Below are 15,644 nucleotides of genomic sequence, written 5' to 3'. Positions count from 1 at the left end.
CACAAGGCTTTGCCAGCGCGCTTCTTGCCCCTGGGCTGAGAAGCGCGTAAGCCACCCCCGGTTTTTCCGCGATACGGAGTATTTGCGCCATGTCCAATGTTGTGGTTGTCGGCGCCCAGTGGGGCGATGAAGGCAAAGGCAAGATTGTCGACTGGCTGTCCAACCGCGCCGACGTGGTCGTGCGCTTTCAGGGCGGTCATAATGCGGGTCACACGCTGGTCGTGGACGGGGTGGTCTACAAACTGTCGCTGATGCCGTCCGGCGTGGTGCAGAAAAAGCTCTCCCTCATCGGTAATGGCGTGGTCGTCGACCCTTGGGCCTTTATCTCCGAGATCGAGAAAGTGCGCGCGCAGGGCGTCGACCTCAGCCCGAAACTTGTGCGGGTCGCGGAAACCGCCACCTTGATCCTGCCGGTGCATCGCGAGCTCGACGCCCTGCGTGAGAACCGCGATGACGGGATGAAGATCGGCACCACCCGCCGCGGCATCGGCCCGGCCTATGAAGACAAGGTGGGGCGCCGCTCAGTCCGGGTTATTGACCTGGCCGATGAAACCCAGCTGCGTCGCCGCGTGTCCGAGCTCTTGCATCACCATAACGCCCTGCGTCGCGGCATGGGCGTTGACGAGGCGGATGAAGACGCGCTGGTCGCCGAGCTTCTGGAGATCGCGCCGAAAATCCTGCCCTATGCGGATCCTGTCTGGCGCACCCTCGACAGGGCCATCGCTGACGACAAGAAAATCCTGTTTGAGGGCGCCCAGGGCGCCTTCCTGGACGTGGATCACGGCACCTATCCCTATGTGACCAGCTCCAACACGGTCGCCGGTCAGGCGTCTGCCGGATCAGGCGTGGGGCCGGGCAAGGTCGGCTATGTGCTGGGCATTGTGAAAGCCTACACCACGCGCGTCGGCGAAGGCCCGTTCCCCACCGAGTTGACCGACGAGATCGGCCAGAAGATCGGTGAGCGCGGGCATGAGTTCGGCACCGTCACCTCCCGCCAGCGCCGCTGCGGATGGTTTGACGCCGTGCTGGTGCGCCAGAGCTGCAAGATCAACGGCATCAATGGCGTGGCGCTGACCAAGCTTGATGTGCTGGACGGCTTTGACGAGCTGAAAGTGTGCATCGGCTACAAGTTCAACGGCGAGATGTATGACCGTCTGCCCGCCGGTACGGGCGCCCAGGCGGGCGTCGAGCCGGTTTATGAGACGTTTGAAGGCTGGGACGGCTCCACTGCTGGCGCGCGCTCCTGGGCGGACCTGCCCGCTCAGGCCGTGAAATATGTGCGCCGTATCGAAGAGCTGATCGAGACGCCGGTGGCGCTCTTGTCCACCAGCCCCGAGCGAGACGACACGATCCTGATGCAGGATCCGTTCAAGTCCTGACCGGGCTGATCTGGTTCTGTGATGATCTGACAAAGGGCGGTCCGGACGGGCCGCCCTTTTGTCTCGGCGCTGCACCCAATTTGGAACGCGAGCCCGGACGGGGCGTTGAGTCAGGACGAACGCCCGAACACGCGCCCTGTGGCGCCGCCCCCCGGATGACGCGGGCCGTGTTCAGAACTCCAAAGAAGGAGACTTGACCATGGACACCTTGAAAGATCTCTATATCGACCAGCTGCAAGACCTTTACAGCGCTGACAAGCAATCGCTGTCAGTGACGAAAGAGCTCTCCGAAGCGGCGACCAATCCCGATCTCAAGGCTGCGCTCGAACGCGGCGCCGAAGGCGTCAAAGAGGGCATGGTGACGATCAAAGCCTTGATCGAAACCCATGACGCCAATCCCAATGGCGAGCATTGCAAGGGCATGGAAGGCTTGGTGGCCGAAGCCCGCGCCCACGCGCTGGAGGAAGACTTCAGCGATGACGATGTCCGCGACGCGTCCATCATCTCCCAATATCAGCGCATGACCCATTACGCGCTCGCCGGCTACGGCGTCGTACGGGCCTTCGCGCAACGCCAGGGCCTGAAGTCAGACGTCGTCCGCATTCAGGAATGCCTAGACCAGACCTATGGCGGTGATCGCGAAATGACCCGTATCGCCGAAACTCAGGTGAACGCGGCCGCGCTGGGCTGACCGATCAGGCGTCTGACCTGATCGTCATTCAAACCAAGCGGAGGTTCCAATGGGACACCAGACAGCTGCTGCCTTGAACAACATTCTGCCGATTCTGATCGATAGCCGACGCGGCTATGAAATGGCGTTGAACCTGGTGGAGGACGACTATGTCCACAAAGCCAAGTTCGCCAAGAAGCTCGCCGAACGTCAGGCCATGATCCTCGAATATCAGGCCCATGTGCGCCTGCAAGGTGAAGAGCCCAAAGATGAGGGCGGCCCGCTGGGCAGCCTGCACCGCATGCTCACCGGGATGAGCGCCAATTTTGGCAGCGAAGAAGAAACCGCGCTCAAGGCCATTGATGATGGCGAGGCTTTTCTGGTTCAGGCTTGCGAGACCGAGCTTGAAAAAGACGATGTGGACGATATCGGCCGCGGCTTGCTTAAACAGGCTTTGAGCTCAGCGGAAAGCGGTGAAGCCTATGCTGACGCGAAGGCCTGATTAGGCGCTGACATACGATGCATCCAGTGTATGACCTGGCCGCATCTACTCAGAAGCCGGCGGTTCACCCGCCGGCTTTTGTTGTATGAGTACGCCAGAGTTCATTTCCGTGTCAGGACAAGCGATGACCCAGCCTCTCCAACCTAAACGGCGATCCTTGGCTCGGTTTGAAGGTGCAGAGGCGGTTCTGAGTTATTATCCATCCGGCCATGTCATGCCTGAGCATGCGCATGACAGTGATCAACGCTCCATGATCTTGTCCGGCGGACTGTTTGAAGAAACGCCCTCTCAGGCCGCGCGCGCCACGGCGTCCTTTGTCGGGTTCAAAGCGGCCGGTCACAAACATGAGAACCGCTATGGTCCGAATGGCGCGCTCATCCTGGCGGTGAACGCCGAGCCGTGCTCCAGGCCGGAGACGCTCTGGAGCTGGAGCCCGGCTGCTTGCGCGGCGGATGCGGCGCATCTGGTGCGGCTGATGGTGGAAGGCGGCTCAAATGATGATCAGGTGCTGATGGACCTGATCGGCGTGCTGGGGCTGCAGGCGGACGCCCCGCCTGGCTCAGCGCCCCCTTGGCTGGCGCGTGTGCGCGAAGCGATGCTGGACGATCCTGCCAGGATCAACGTGCAGGCGATGGCGGATGAAGCCGGGGTCCACCGGGTGCATTTGTCGCGAAGCTATGCCCGGTTTTTCGGCGCGCCGATCAGTCTGGACCGTCGCCGTATGCGGCTGGGCCAGGCGATCCGCAGTCTGCTGGAAGAGGGTGTGAGCGCCGCAGAGGCCGCCCAGATCGGCGGCTTTTCAGACCAGCCCCATCTGGCGCGCACCTTGCGCTCTGAAACCGGACTGACCGCGACTGCGCTCAAGGCGGCGTTCGCCTGATCTCATGCTGCGCCGGGTTACATGCGTACAAGACCGGATGTCTGCGCGGGGCTAGCTTGCCCGTATAGTGTGCGGCCTTTGATGGAGATTCATATGCGCGTTTCAAACCTTGTCGCTGGCGCGGCGTTGGCTTTGCTATCACCCATGGTGTTCGCGCAAGCGCAAACCCCGGAAGCGGCTGCGGAGCGGATGCAGGACTTTCTGTCCGGGTTTGAAGATCTGGGTCCGGGCTACGCCGTGGTGGCCGTAACGGCCGATGACGTGTTGCTGCGCGAAGTCTGGGGGGAGCGCAGGGCGAGCACCGGTGCGCCGCTGACCGCGGATACGCCGATCTATATCGCGTCCCAGACCAAGGCCTATATGGGGCTGCTGGCCGCTCAGCTGGATGCGGAGGGCGTTCTCAGCCTCGACACAACGCTGGCCGATCACTGGCCGGATGTGCGCTTCCCTGAGGGCGTGAACCCGGCTGACTGGACGCTGCGCGATCTAATCAGCCATCAGGTTCCGGTCAGCGCCGATCTGATCGTGATCCTTGAGGCCTATGTCACGCGCATTGATCCGGCCGATTATCCCACATTGATCGAGACTGTGATGACCGCGCGCGAGCCGGGCTTTGATTACGATAATCTAGGCTACAATCTGTATGGTGCCATCCTGGAGACTGTGACGGGACGCACCTGGCAGGACTGGCTGGATGAGCGAGTTTTTGATCCGCTGGGCCTGGAACACACCAGCGCGCGCACCTCGGATTTTGATCTAGAGGCGCAAAGCTGGAACCATATCTGGACCGGGTCCGAGACGGGCTGGTTCGAGGTGCGGCCCAAGACGGACGCCCAAATGCAGTCCGCCGGCGGGATCACCACCTCGCCCAATGACATGATCACCTGGTTGCAGATGAATCTGCGTGGTGAGGGACCGGCCGGTTCGGGTCTGACTGAAGCTATCGTGACCGAAGCCCACACCATCGCCGCGGAGGTGAGCCGTGAGGCGCGCAACGCCTATGAGCTGCCCTGCTACGGCTATACATTGGGCTGGAATGTCTGTGATTTTGAAGGCCATACCCTCTACGCGCATGGCGGCGGCTATACCGGCGCGCGCACCATGATGGCGTTTTCACCGGATCTGGGCGTCGGCATCGGCGTGTTCTCGAACTCAGACAATATGACGGGCTGGTTGACCAGCCGGACCATGATCCAGTTCATGCAGTTCGTGATCGATCATGAGGATGCGGATCGCTGGATGCAGATCCGTCAGGAGCAATACCCTCAGCGTATCGAGCGTTCGCTCTCGGGACGTCTGGAGCGTGTCGCCAATGGGCGGGATAACCCGGTTTATGGAGACTGGAGCTGGGCGCCTGAGGCGTCTGAACTCTCTGTCTATGAGGGCGTTTATAGCAGTGAGGCGATGTATGCGCCGGTCACGGTTTCGGTCGTGGCGGGACAGCTTCAGGCCGCTTGGGGGGATTATCGGTTCACGGGCGCGCCAGCCCAGACGGACGTTTTCGGCCTGCAACAACATCCGCTTGATGAGGTGCTGCCCTTACAGTTCGAACGCGATGAAGCGGGCGAGATCGTCGCCTTGAGCTATGAGAAGGCGCGGTTCGAGCGACGCTGAGTCTGAATGCTTTATTCGCCGCCGCGCCTCAGCCTTGCTCCACCACCCCGGCAAGGACTAGCCTTCGCCGTCCTATAAAACAGGGGAGAGGGCGATGAAGGCATGGCTTGCAGGCGCAGCGGCGCTGGCGTTGACGGGATGCGTCAGCGTCGCCTATTCCGAGGAGGCGGGTTCTGCGCCTGCGTCGAACGCGGATTCACACATGGCTCTGCGCGGCGCGGATGCGCTGGGCGAAACCGATCGCTCGCTTCATGACCGGGTGCTGACCCTGGACACACATGTGGACATTGGTCAGGGCTACGCCACCGCAGCGCTGGATCCGGGCGGCTTCACCCGCGCACAGGTCGACTTGCCGAAAATGCGCGATGGCGGTCTCGATGCCGCGTTTTTCATCGTCTATGTGGGTCAGGGATTGATCAGCCCGATCGGCTATGACGAAGCCGCCGCCCAGGCTGAGAACAAATACCAGGCCATCATGCGGATGATCCGCGGCTATGGCGATCAGATTGCACTCGCCACCACCGCTGACGAGGTGGAGGCCATCCATGCCTCTGGCCGGTTGGTCGCGTTGATCGGCATGGAGAACTCCTGGCCGCTGGGCGAGGACCTGTCCAATGTTGCCATGTGGGCGGAGCGCGGCGTGCGTTATGTCTCCATCACCCATTTCGGCAACAACCAGTTTGGCGGCAGCTCCAATCCCAATCTCGCGCAGGGCGATCCGTCTGAGGATCCGGGCCTGACCGAGCTGGGCCGCGGCCTGGTGTCTGAACTCAATGATCATGGCGTGATGGTTGACGTCTCACATGTCGGCAAACGCACCATGCTGGAAGCGATCGCCTTGAGCCGGGCCCCGGTGATGGCCAGCCATTCCGGCGCCCGCGGCGTCTATGACCATCCGCGCAATCTGGATGACGAACAATTGCGCGCCATTCGCGATAATGGCGGCGTGGCGCAGATGGTGGCGTTCCGCCGCTATATCGGCGAAGTCGATCCTGAGCTTGCTGAAGCCGAACGCGCTCTGGCGCAAGAGTTCGGCTTCACCAGCCGTCAGGAGTACGCGGCGGCGACCGACCGCCAGCGCGACGCTTATCAGGCGCGCTTACGGGAATTGCGGGCGTCCATGAATGACATCACGATCTCCACTCTGGCTGATCATATCGATCATGCGGTTCAGGTGGCCGGGATCGACCATGTGGGCATTGCGTCAGACTTTGATGGCGGCGGCGGCGTCGGCGGCTGGGATGACGCCAGCACCACCCCGGCGGTGACCGCCGAGCTGATCCGCCGCGGTTATTCTGAAAGCGATATCGCCAAGATTTGGGGCGGCAATCTGCTGCGCGTGATGCGGGCGGTTGAGGCGGCGGCGCTCCTGGCGCCAGCCGTTCACTGACTGAAACGCCGGCGTGGGTCACGCCGGCGTTTTTGTATCTTGGACAGCTTTAAGTCGAAGACTGGCGCGTTTCAGGATAGGCTGACGCATCTTGTCAGGGAGGTGATCCATGCGTCATTCCAGTCTCGGTCCGCTTACGCCTGAGGGCGCGTTGCGCATCAAGCATATTCGCAAGATGATCGAGCGCGCGAACATCCCGCCCACCAAGGTGGATGAAAATCTGATCCTCGGGACCTGGAATATCCGCCATTTTGGCGCCCAGCCGAGATCGGCTGACGCCAAGCGCCTGATTGCCGAGATCATCAATAGTTATGACGTGATCGCCCTCACCGAAGTGAAGGACGATTTGTCAGATCTTCGTGACGTGCTGGATGTGCTCGGGCCGTACTGGCATGCGGTTTATTCCGATTATGACTCGGACGGCGCGGGCAATCTCGAGCGTATTGCGTACGTCTATGACAAGCGCATGGTCGTCTTCACCGGCCTTGCCGCGGAAGCCAGCCCGCCCCGGATCAAGGTGGGGGATGATTATGTGGCCCAGGCGCCCGACTGGTGGCGGTCGCCCTATATGGTCAGCTTCCGGGCCGGCAATTTCGACTTTGTGATGCTCGCCGTGCATATCCGCTATTCAGGCGGCGTACGCGCGCGGGCGGCCAAGATCGGCCAGCTTGCGGACTGGGTCGAGCGGCGACGCAATGCACCGTCTCAACAGGATAAGGATTTTGTGCTGGTGGGGGATTTCAACATTCCCAGCCGACGCTCTTCCGCTTTCAAGGCTTTGACCAAGCACAGCCTTCAAGCGCCTCGAGGGATGATCGGGCAGGGCACAAATCTGCGCGAAGACAAATCCTATGACCAGATTGTCCATAGCCCGACGCGTGAGGGGCGCTTCACGGATAAGGGCGGTGTGATCCGGTTTTATGAAGACACCCATGAAGAGGTGTTTGAGGGCCTCAGCCTGCACGAGTTCACCCACCAGTTGTCAGATCATTTGCCGCTCTGGATCGAGGTGGACAGCTGGATTGAAGGTGAACAGCTGGACGCCGTGATCCGCGGCGCTCAAGAGGATGCCGGCTAGGGCGTTCGCTCTTGCGCCTGCGCCTGCGCTTGCACGCCGCTGCGCTGGAGCCTTTGCACCGTACGCACGCTGACCCCGCACAAATGCGCCACTTCCGCGGTGGACGCGCCCGCGTTCAGCGCCTCTACAGCGATGAAGCGGCGAATATTTTCGATAAAGCCGGATTTGGATTGAACTTCCACATAGCCGGTCTGCCCGGCATTGTTCATCACCACCGACGTGAAACGAGGCGAGCCGGGAATATCGGCGAGGATTCTCTGGGTGCTGATCCGCTTGGAGGCGTGGCGATCCAGATAAGCCAGCCCGCGCGCCACGCCGCATTGAAAAAACAACTCTACGGTGAACCAGTTCAGGTGCGGCGTCAGCGCGTCAAAGTGGACCTCTATGAACTTAATCAAGGAGGGATCCTGGGTCGCACCCAAGCGTGGAGCGATCAATTTATAAGGAGCATCAATGGCTTCGATGGGTTGCGCCAGTAGGTCGGCATCCTTTGGGGGAAGGCAATACGAGGTCATTTGATCTCTCCTGAACGTAAAGTCCGAGCGCCTGAGCGCGGTTCCTCTTTTGTTCGGCTTCAATTTAAGCGCGAAGTCAATCTGCAATGCAAGGGACATTGTCGCCATAGCGACTCTCGTCAGGGTTGTTTCTACTCACCGGGTATTCAGGAGGTGAGACATGGCGAGTTCTGATGAGGTCAACGGGAAGATCACCGATGCGGTGGCGCAAACCGCCGTCGGTGTGTTGGCCGAGGCGCCGTCAGTGGCGATCGGGGCGCTGTATCAAAGTCTGGCGAACGCCAACGGCCTGGCGCTGACCAATTCGGTCTCCAACCAGCAAAACCTTAACCAGCTCAATCCTTCGATCGTCGCCCAGGCGATCGCCAAGATTAATGGCTCATAGAGCAGGAGGATCAGGCGATGGCGAGACAGCCCACCCCCAGAACCCCGCGCGCGCGTCTGAGCAAGGCCAAGCCCAAGCCGGGCTCTTCGGCGGCGCAGACCGCAGAAGATACGGCTCTGGACGACGCCGTGACAGACGCCCAGGACCTGGCCGACGACGTCGTCGCCGATGAGGGCGACACGCTGGCCAGCGCCAGCCTGCCGACGCCCACGACCGATGTTCAAAAAGCGGTGGCCTTTAATCAGGCTCAGCTGACCGCGCAGACAGGTGAAGTCCTTTCCGCGCTTGAGAACCCGGTCGCGGACCAGGCTGCGGTGATGATGCTCGAGGATTTGCGCGGCTACATGCAGGGGTCTGAGCAGCTCGTGCTCGCCGCCTCCGGTCAGGCGATGGCGCTCCTGCTTGATCCAGCCACGCAGGATACCGGCAAGAAAGCGCTTCAAGAGCTGGCGACCTGGCAAGCCTCTCTGATCACCTTTTCAGGCTCAGTCACGACAACCGCCAGCACCATCAAGGGAGACTTCGGATCATGAACCGCCAAGCCACAAAATCCGATCCGGCAGACAGCTATGCGGCGCGGTTGAAGCCGGTCTTCACCCCTGGAATCCCGCCCATCGAAGCGCTGGAACCGCAAGTCTATCTGGACGCTCAGACTGAAAGTTATGACGCCGTCGGCGCGCCGCGCCTGCATCTGGGGGCGTCAGGGACAGAATCCGGCAACCCGCTGGTACGCGTCATGCTGAACGGCAGCGCGCTGACGCCGACACTCCGCCGGGTCTTCATTCCCAGCAAATCCGGCTGCACCAGCTTTCTGATTGAATGGGCGGACGGGGAGCCGGGCCTGGTGGTGCTGGCGCTGGAAGCGCTCAACCCCAATGAGATCTCGGCTCAGGTCAGCTATCTGCCGATGACCGACATTTCCGACATTTCCCAAGGCGATCATGACGGTCTGTTGCAGATCACCGTGCCGACGTCCTGCGTCGCCCAGACCCTGATCAGCATCCAGAAAAATGGCGCCGGGGATCTGAAATACCGCACCGAAAACACGACGATCGCTTTTGATGAACTGTCCTCTGACGAGGCGGCCAATCTCAAGCGGTTCATGGATATGGAGCTTGCAGCGGAAGTGGCGTCGGTCTGCGGCGCCTTCGGGTTCGAGCTCACTGACATGACCGCCACGTCGCTGCAGGCCGCTCTGGGGGTCGGACTATCCTCGACCACCAAGAAAGTCGCGATCGGCGTCTTGCAGGTGGGTGGATTGATCGCCACGGGGCTCAGCTTTGCATTCGGCCCGATTGCGGCCGGCGTCGGCGGCGCCTTGCGCGGTGTGGCCGGGCTGACCGGTCTCGTGACGCCCAGAGATGACGGGCTTGAAGATGTGCCGGGCCGGGGCGCGCCGATGGTGGTGGGCCGTCGCTATCTCGCCCATCCGGATCCTGAAGATCCCAACACCCGCTATTTCACCGTGCGCTGAATCCATAGCCCGGGGAGGGGTGATCATGAACCAGGCGATGAAAGAGCAAGTCCGCGCGATCGTGATGGCGGAGATCGAGCCCTTGAGCGCGGTGCTCAACAAGATCTGGGCGGATATTCAGGCGATGAAGGCGGACGATGGCGAGGTCATACCCGATCCGCCCATCCCCGACCCGTCAATCCCAGGCCCGTCCATTCCCGAAACCTCGATCCCGCAAACGCCGATCGATATTCCGCCCATTCCGGGGTTCGGGCCGGGGGCGAAAATGACGCAGACGGAGGCGCAGGCGTCAGACCAAGCGGCCATGCGTCAACGTCTCGAACAAGCGGCGATCGCCCGCCAGAAGGAACAGTCCGCCTCCATCGCCCGCCGCACCAGTCTGATCGAAGCCCGGATCGCCCAGAAACTTGCGGGCATTCAATTCTAAAAGGAGACCATCATGAGCGAAGACAAGCAGATCACCCTGACCATCGACGAATTGTCGGTCGTCAGCAGCGAAAGCATCGCGACGAACGCCAGCGCCAGCTCTCTGGCCAAGCTGTTTGAAGGCAATGTGCAAAGCCAGCTTCTGAACAACCAGACCGCCGCCGCCACCACGGCGACTTGCGTCGCCTACATCCTGACGCTCGGCCGCAGCGCGGAGACCATCTGGAATCCCAATAACGGCCCGTCGGTCAGCGTCAATCAGGACTGATCCCAAGTTTCTGAGGGCGTCAGCGCCACAGAAAAACCCGCAGATCCCGCTCACAGGGATCGGGTCTGCACTTCACCACGAAAACTCAATGAGGATATAACATGTCTACGGTAGCAAACGAGCAAGTGAATTCCCAGGTCACCGACGCCGTGACCCAGTCAAACGTCAAAGTGGTCGGTGAAGCGCCGGCCATGGCGATGGGCAATGTCTATCAGGCGCTGGCGCACTCGCATGGCCTGATGTTCGAAAACGCGGTGAACGCCCAGTCGCACGCCTTCACCAACGCCCAGGCCGCTTCCACCCAAGGCGTGATGCAGATCTATTCCGTGGACACCATCTCCGACGCCATCGCCGTCGCCCGGATGATCTCGGCCAACTTCTCCTCGACCTAAACGCGACAGAGCCGACGAGATCGCTCTCGCCGGCTCCATTGGACTTGGACTTAGACCCGCTCCGGATGCACCCGGGCGGGTCTTTTTCTGTGCGCTCGTTATACAAGGTCACAGCACATTTGCCCAGAGCGAATGAACGCAAACCCTTGCCAAGCGCGGCGGGCGTCGCCAGTGTAAGACCAGTTCCAAGGGGTGTCCCGCGCACAGGTCGCGCGGGGCTGAGACGTCACCCTCAGGACCGGATCCGGGTCATGCCGGCGGCGGGATGGAGCAGCGCGATGACGCTCGACGAGTATAATGAGTTCTGCGACTCCCTTCCTCATACGGATCATGTGATCCAGTGGGGCGGCGCCCATGTGTGGAAAGTGGGCGGGCTTGAGAAGGGGAAGGTCTTCGCCATCGGCATGTGGCCGGACTCAGACGGCCCGCTCGCCATCACCTTCAAATGCTCTGACATTGTCTATGAAGTGCTGCGCGACGCCGAGGGCTGTCGCCCCGCGCCCTATCTCGCCAGTCGCGGAATGACCTGGATCCAGCGTCTGACCGACGCCGCTGTCTCCGATACCGAACTCAAAGATCATCTGCGCGCCTCTCACGCCCTTGCCGCGCAAGGGCTGACCAAGAAGCGCCGCACCGAACTTGGCTTGCTGGACCTCTAGCAGCCCGCTCCCCCTCACCTCTCTTGTGAAAGCCCCTCTCATGAACAAGCCCACCAACCAGGCCGAATTTCCGACCCCGACCGTGACCACGGGCCCGCTGGCGGGCTCGTCCCGCGTTTACACCTCGCCCAAGGCCGCGCCGCATCTGAAGGTGCCCCATCGCGAGATCGAGCTTCATCCCACGGCGATGGAGCCGCCGGTGCGCGTCTATGACTGTTCGGGCCCCTATACCGACCCGAGCCAGACCATTGACGTCGAAAAGGGCCTGCCGCGCACGCGTATAGACTGGGTCAAGGCCCGCGGCGGCGTGGAGGAATATCAGGGCCGCGAATTGAGCCCGCTCGATAATGGCGGCGCCACGGGCAAATATCTCGCCCGCGCCTTCCCGGTCCGTCACACGCCCTTGCGCGGCGTCGGCCCGGCGCCGGTCACCCAGTATGAGTTTGCGAAAGCCGGGATCATCACCGATGAGATGATCTACGCCGCCGAGCGTGAAAATCTCGGTCGCGCCCAGGCGCTGCACGACGCGAAAATCCGCCATGCGGATGGCGAAAGCTTTGGCGCGTCGGTGCCGGAATTTGTGACGCCGGAATTTGTCCGCGACGAGATCGCCCGCGGCCGCGCCATCATCCCCGCCAATATCAATCATGGCGAGCTCGAACCCATGGTGATCGGGCGGAACTTCCTGGTGAAGATCAACGCCAATATCGGCAATTCCGCCGTCGCCTCCTCAGTCGAGGAAGAGGTGGACAAGATGGTCTGGTCGATCCGCTGGGGCGGCGACACGGTGATGGATCTCTCCACCGGCAAGAACATCCACAACACCCGCGAATGGATATTGCGCAATTCGCCCGTGCCCATCGGCACCGTGCCGATCTATCAGGCGCTGGAAAAAGTCGGCGGCGTGGCTGAGGACCTGACCTTTGACATCTTCGCCGACACGCTGATCGAACAGGCCGAGCAGGGGGTGGATTATTTCACCATCCATGCCGGGGTGCGCCTGGCCTATGTGCCGATGACGGCGGACCGGGTGACGGGCATCGTGTCGCGCGGCGGCTCGATCATGGCGAAATGGTGCCTCGCGCACCATAAGGAGAGCTTCCTCTATGAGCGCTTTGACGAGATTTGCGACATCATGCGCGCCTATGACGTCTCCTTCAGCTTGGGCGATGGCCTGCGCCCCGGCTCCATCGCCGACGCCAATGACCGCGCCCAGTTCGCCGAGCTCGAAACCCTGGGCGAGCTGACGCAGATCGCCTGGAAGAAGGGCTGTCAGGTGATGATCGAAGGGCCGGGCCATGTGCCCATGCACAAGATCAAGGCCAATATGGACAAGCAGCTCGAAACCTGTGGCGAGGCGCCGTTCTACACGCTCGGCCCGCTCACCACCGATATCGCGCCGGGCTATGACCACATCACGTCCGGCATCGGCGCGGCGATGATCGGCTGGTTCGGCTGCGCCATGCTCTGCTATGTGACGCCGAAAGAGCATCTGGGCCTGCCCGACCGCGATGACGTGAAAGTGGGCGTGATCACCTACAAGATCGCCGCCCACGCGGCAGACCTCGCCAAGGGCCATCCGGCGGCGAAACTCCGCGATGACGCGCTGTCGCGGGCTAGGTTCGAATTCCGCTGGGAAGACCAGTTCAACCTCTCGCTCGATCCTGACACCGCCCGCGATTTCCACGACCAGACCCTGCCGAAAGAAGCGCACAAGGTCGCCCATTTCTGCTCCATGTGCGGGCCGAAATTCTGCTCGATGAAGATCACCCAGGAAATCCGCGACGAGTTCGGCTCCGCTCGCTCCCCCAACACCTCCCTCGCCGCCGAAGAGGTCGACCAGGGCATGGCCGAGAAGGCCGAGGAGTTCAAGGCGAAGGGGAGTGAGATTTATCTCAACGACAAAGGCGAGAAGCGCGAACCGATTGATTAGGGCGGGTGGCGCTTGCGGGAATGGAAAAGGCCGGGCGTTTGCCCGGCCTTTTTTGCTTCGTCTTCCACCTTCTCTTTCCCCGCGCAGGCGGGGATCCAGAGTGGACAAGCGCAGGCGTTCCAAGGCTCTGGATCCCGGCCTTCGCCGGGAAAGAGGAAGAAGGGGAAAATGGGGTGAGAGGAAGTTTGAAATCCCCTATAACGCGAATATGGTTTCGCCTTGTGTCTATCTTCTCGCCAGCGGTCGCAACGGCACGCTTTATTGCGGCTCCACAGGCGATCTTATCAAACGGGTCTGGGAGCATCGGCAGGGCGTGGGTTCACGTTTTACTGCAAAATACGCCGTCCATAATCTCGTCTGGTTTGAGCATCACGATGTCATGGACAGCGCTATCCAGCGCGAGCATCGAATCAAGCGCTGGAAACGCGTCTGGAAACTGCGCTTGATTGAGGAACACAATCCCACATGGGCGGATTTGTATGAGGGATTGGTGTGAAATAGCGCTCACAGTTTCGCTCCCACCTACCTTCTCTTCCCCGGCGAAGGCCGGGGCCCAGAGCCGTTAAACGTTAACGCCTGATGATCTCTGGGTCCCGGCCTTCGCCGGGAAAGAGGAGACAGGGGTAAGAGTCCCCCTTATCCCCACCCCATCCCCCACGCTTTAAGCTGCGCGCACTTCCCTGAGGGTGGGGCGTGTCCGGAGGCGTCTTGACAGGTTCGGGGAGGGGGCATGCCTCGAGCGGCGGGTTCGCACCCTGTCGTAAAAGAGCGGACAGGCGCGCTGACGGCGGCGCGTGTGGGGTCCGGTCAGGTATGAAGCAGCCTGTGACGGTCTGTACGGACGGGATCTGATCGGATGTGTTCTGGATGACATGACTCGCCAGGGCAGGATCTCAGAGACCAAGCGTCAGGGGTAAGGCTTGAAAAGGGATCAACCGGGGCGCCATCCGCCCCGGCCCTTCATATCGGATCGGCGTAATCAGGCGCGTTACTGCGCCCGGCCCCACGCCGGATAACATGCTCGCGCGCGGGACTCGTCGGACCTCGCTGTGCCTTGCTGCTTGCCGGCCTCGCCGGCCGAAGACGACAGTCTCGCGCGCTCCCGCCACCCTGCCGGACAGCTCCGTGCGGGGTAAACCTGCGGCGTGTTAACCGCGCCGCCTCAAGGCCTCCTTGCCCCACACAATCAAAGAGATCGGTCGCCATTCACGCCCCCTTCATCCCGGATCGCGCAGGCTTCATAAACGGGCAGAGGGGGCAGCCATGACATCATTACTGAAAACCACTGCGGCGGGGCTGGCGCTGGGTGTGATGGCGCTGGGCGGCGCCTACGCCGATGAGGCGGGCGCTTCACCCGCAGGACAGTCTTATACGATCACTTTCGAGGACGAGCGCTGCATGCTCGAAATCGATTACGAGCTGGCTTTCATGTTCAGCTGTGATGGTGGGGCGTTCCTGCGTGAAGGCGTGATCGAGATGAGCAGCGGCGCGCCGCACTTTACCGGTGATGTCGAGCAGTTCTTGTCCAATGACTGCACGCGCTGGCCGGAGATCGCGGAGGGCGAAACCATGCAAGATGTCTGCTGGATGGAAGTGGATTTGCGCGAGCATGCTCTGGTGATGAGGATTCGATGAAACAGCTCCTTGCAAGCCTTGCGTTGATCGCGACCCCCGCCGCTGCGTTGGCTCAGGACGCCCCGGCGCGACCTTCGCCGGAGGGGGAAAGCTATACTTTCGATGTCGCGGGGGTGGGAGAGTGTCAGATTGTGTTCCTGCCTTACGAGGCCGGTGCGGATTTTGGCGTCACGACGACCAGATGTGAGGAACTCAGGGATACGGGCTCCTGGCGCATTCCCGACGAGGGCTTTGTCAGCATCTCCATTGAGTCGCCGATTGAATCCTTGGTCTGGATGGATGAATGTCAGGCTTGGCCCGTGATCGCGCCCGGCGAGACGGTGATCAACCCGTGCTGGCTGACCCCGATGGGTGGCGAGACCATCCATGTTTTGCGCGTGGATTGAGCGCCGGGCGATGGCGTTTGGCTCATCGAGCGCGCCGCCGCGCATTGATCGCACGCAA

The 15,644-nt window shown here is 61.6% G+C and carries 19 protein-coding genes and 1 riboswitch; of the genes, 18 read left to right on the top strand and 1 reads right to left on the bottom strand.

The genetic code is table 11. The features are described 5' to 3' along the window. Window positions 1–89 precede the first annotated feature (89 nt). The 7 genes from ACQ66J_RS04585 (at window position 90) to ACQ66J_RS04555 (ending at window position 7,513) form a co-directional block, all read left to right on the top strand. Window positions 90–1,379 (top strand): adenylosuccinate synthase, encoded by a 1,290-nt coding sequence (locus ACQ66J_RS04585; RefSeq protein ID WP_375548260.1) that lies wholly within the window; start codon window positions 90–92, stop codon window positions 1,377–1,379. Window positions 1,380–1,578: 199 nt separating this feature from the next. Next, entirely contained in the window at window positions 1,579–2,070 is a 492-nt protein-coding gene (locus ACQ66J_RS04580; RefSeq protein WP_375548261.1) for a DUF892 family protein, read from the top strand. Between the two features lie 49 nt (window positions 2,071–2,119). Then, window positions 2,120–2,551, top strand: a complete 432-nt coding sequence (locus ACQ66J_RS04575; protein WP_430430664.1) for a DUF2383 domain-containing protein — start codon at window positions 2,120–2,122, stop codon at window positions 2,549–2,551. A gap of 124 nt (window positions 2,552–2,675) precedes the next feature. After that, window positions 2,676–3,431, top strand: a complete 756-nt coding sequence (locus tag ACQ66J_RS04570) for a helix-turn-helix domain-containing protein (protein WP_430430663.1) — start codon at window positions 2,676–2,678, stop codon at window positions 3,429–3,431. Between the two features lie 93 nt (window positions 3,432–3,524). After that, the gene (locus ACQ66J_RS04565) at window positions 3,525–5,045 is read left to right on the top strand and encodes a serine hydrolase domain-containing protein (RefSeq protein ID WP_430430662.1); all 1,521 of its coding nucleotides are present in this window, start codon (window positions 3,525–3,527) and stop codon (window positions 5,043–5,045) included. 94 nt (window positions 5,046–5,139) lie between these two features. Next, a complete protein-coding gene (locus ACQ66J_RS04560; RefSeq protein WP_430430661.1) occupies window positions 5,140–6,435 on the top strand; it encodes a dipeptidase in 1,296 nt (431 codons plus the stop codon). Window positions 6,436–6,544: 109 nt separating this feature from the next. Beyond that, window positions 6,545–7,513 (top strand): endonuclease/exonuclease/phosphatase family protein, encoded by a 969-nt coding sequence (locus tag ACQ66J_RS04555; protein ID WP_430430660.1) that lies wholly within the window; start codon window positions 6,545–6,547, stop codon window positions 7,511–7,513. On the opposite strand, the gene ACQ66J_RS04550 is transcribed toward ACQ66J_RS04555, so the two are convergent. Beyond that, a complete protein-coding gene (locus ACQ66J_RS04550) occupies window positions 7,510–8,136 on the bottom strand; it encodes a hypothetical protein (RefSeq protein WP_430430659.1) in 627 nt (208 codons plus the stop codon). The two genes, ACQ66J_RS04555 and ACQ66J_RS04550, sit on opposite strands and share 4 nt — an antisense overlap. A gap of 52 nt (window positions 8,137–8,188) precedes the next feature. Between ACQ66J_RS04550 and ACQ66J_RS04545 the strand changes: the two genes are divergently transcribed. From ACQ66J_RS04545 to ACQ66J_RS04495, 11 genes are all read left to right on the top strand, one after another. Continuing rightward, a complete protein-coding gene (locus ACQ66J_RS04545) occupies window positions 8,189–8,413 on the top strand; it encodes a RebB family R body protein (protein WP_022700372.1) in 225 nt (74 codons plus the stop codon). A gap of 17 nt (window positions 8,414–8,430) precedes the next feature. Further along, window positions 8,431–8,946: a hypothetical protein gene (locus ACQ66J_RS04540; RefSeq protein ID WP_430430658.1), complete on the top strand. Its 516-nt coding sequence runs from the start codon at window positions 8,431–8,433 to the stop codon at window positions 8,944–8,946. Next, window positions 8,943–9,887, top strand: coding sequence for a hypothetical protein (locus tag ACQ66J_RS04535; protein ID WP_430430657.1), 945 nt, complete (start codon window positions 8,943–8,945; stop codon window positions 9,885–9,887). The genes ACQ66J_RS04540 and ACQ66J_RS04535 overlap by 4 nt, the downstream gene beginning before the upstream one ends. A gap of 25 nt (window positions 9,888–9,912) precedes the next feature. Beyond that, a complete protein-coding gene (locus tag ACQ66J_RS04530) occupies window positions 9,913–10,314 on the top strand; it encodes a hypothetical protein (RefSeq protein WP_430430656.1) in 402 nt (133 codons plus the stop codon). Between the two features lie 12 nt (window positions 10,315–10,326). Further along, window positions 10,327–10,581 (top strand): hypothetical protein, encoded by a 255-nt coding sequence (locus ACQ66J_RS04525; RefSeq protein ID WP_430430655.1) that lies wholly within the window; start codon window positions 10,327–10,329, stop codon window positions 10,579–10,581. A gap of 101 nt (window positions 10,582–10,682) precedes the next feature. Beyond that, on the top strand, window positions 10,683–10,973 hold the full coding sequence (locus ACQ66J_RS04520; RefSeq protein ID WP_375548272.1) for a RebB family R body protein: 291 nt from the start codon (window positions 10,683–10,685) through the stop codon (window positions 10,971–10,973). 178 nt (window positions 10,974–11,151) lie between these two features. Further along, window positions 11,152–11,256, top strand: a riboswitch (TPP riboswitch). Then, complete coding sequence (locus ACQ66J_RS04515; RefSeq protein WP_430430654.1) at window positions 11,252–11,632, top strand: MmcQ/YjbR family DNA-binding protein; 381 nt, start codon at window positions 11,252–11,254, stop codon at window positions 11,630–11,632. (Overlaps the previous riboswitch by 5 nt.) Before the next feature lie 40 nt (window positions 11,633–11,672). Next, window positions 11,673–13,565: a phosphomethylpyrimidine synthase ThiC gene (thiC, locus tag ACQ66J_RS04510; protein WP_430430653.1), complete on the top strand. Its 1,893-nt coding sequence runs from the start codon at window positions 11,673–11,675 to the stop codon at window positions 13,563–13,565. A gap of 100 nt (window positions 13,566–13,665) precedes the next feature. Then, the gene (locus ACQ66J_RS04505) at window positions 13,666–14,061 is read left to right on the top strand and encodes a GIY-YIG nuclease family protein (protein WP_430430652.1); all 396 of its coding nucleotides are present in this window, start codon (window positions 13,666–13,668) and stop codon (window positions 14,059–14,061) included. Window positions 14,062–14,828: 767 nt separating this feature from the next. Beyond that, complete coding sequence (locus ACQ66J_RS04500) at window positions 14,829–15,200, top strand: hypothetical protein (protein WP_430430651.1); 372 nt, start codon at window positions 14,829–14,831, stop codon at window positions 15,198–15,200. Continuing rightward, window positions 15,197–15,586, top strand: coding sequence for a hypothetical protein (locus tag ACQ66J_RS04495; protein WP_430430650.1), 390 nt, complete (start codon window positions 15,197–15,199; stop codon window positions 15,584–15,586). The genes ACQ66J_RS04500 and ACQ66J_RS04495 overlap by 4 nt, the downstream gene beginning before the upstream one ends. Window positions 15,587–15,644: the final 58 nt, after the last annotated feature.

The sequence above is a fragment of the Oceanicaulis sp. genome (genome assembly GCF_965284345.1).
In the GTDB taxonomy this organism is placed as follows: domain Bacteria; phylum Pseudomonadota; class Alphaproteobacteria; order Caulobacterales; family Maricaulaceae; genus Oceanicaulis; species Oceanicaulis alexandrii_A.
The sequence above is the reverse complement of the archived record's forward strand: the minus strand, read 5'-3'. Positions and strand labels throughout refer to the sequence as shown.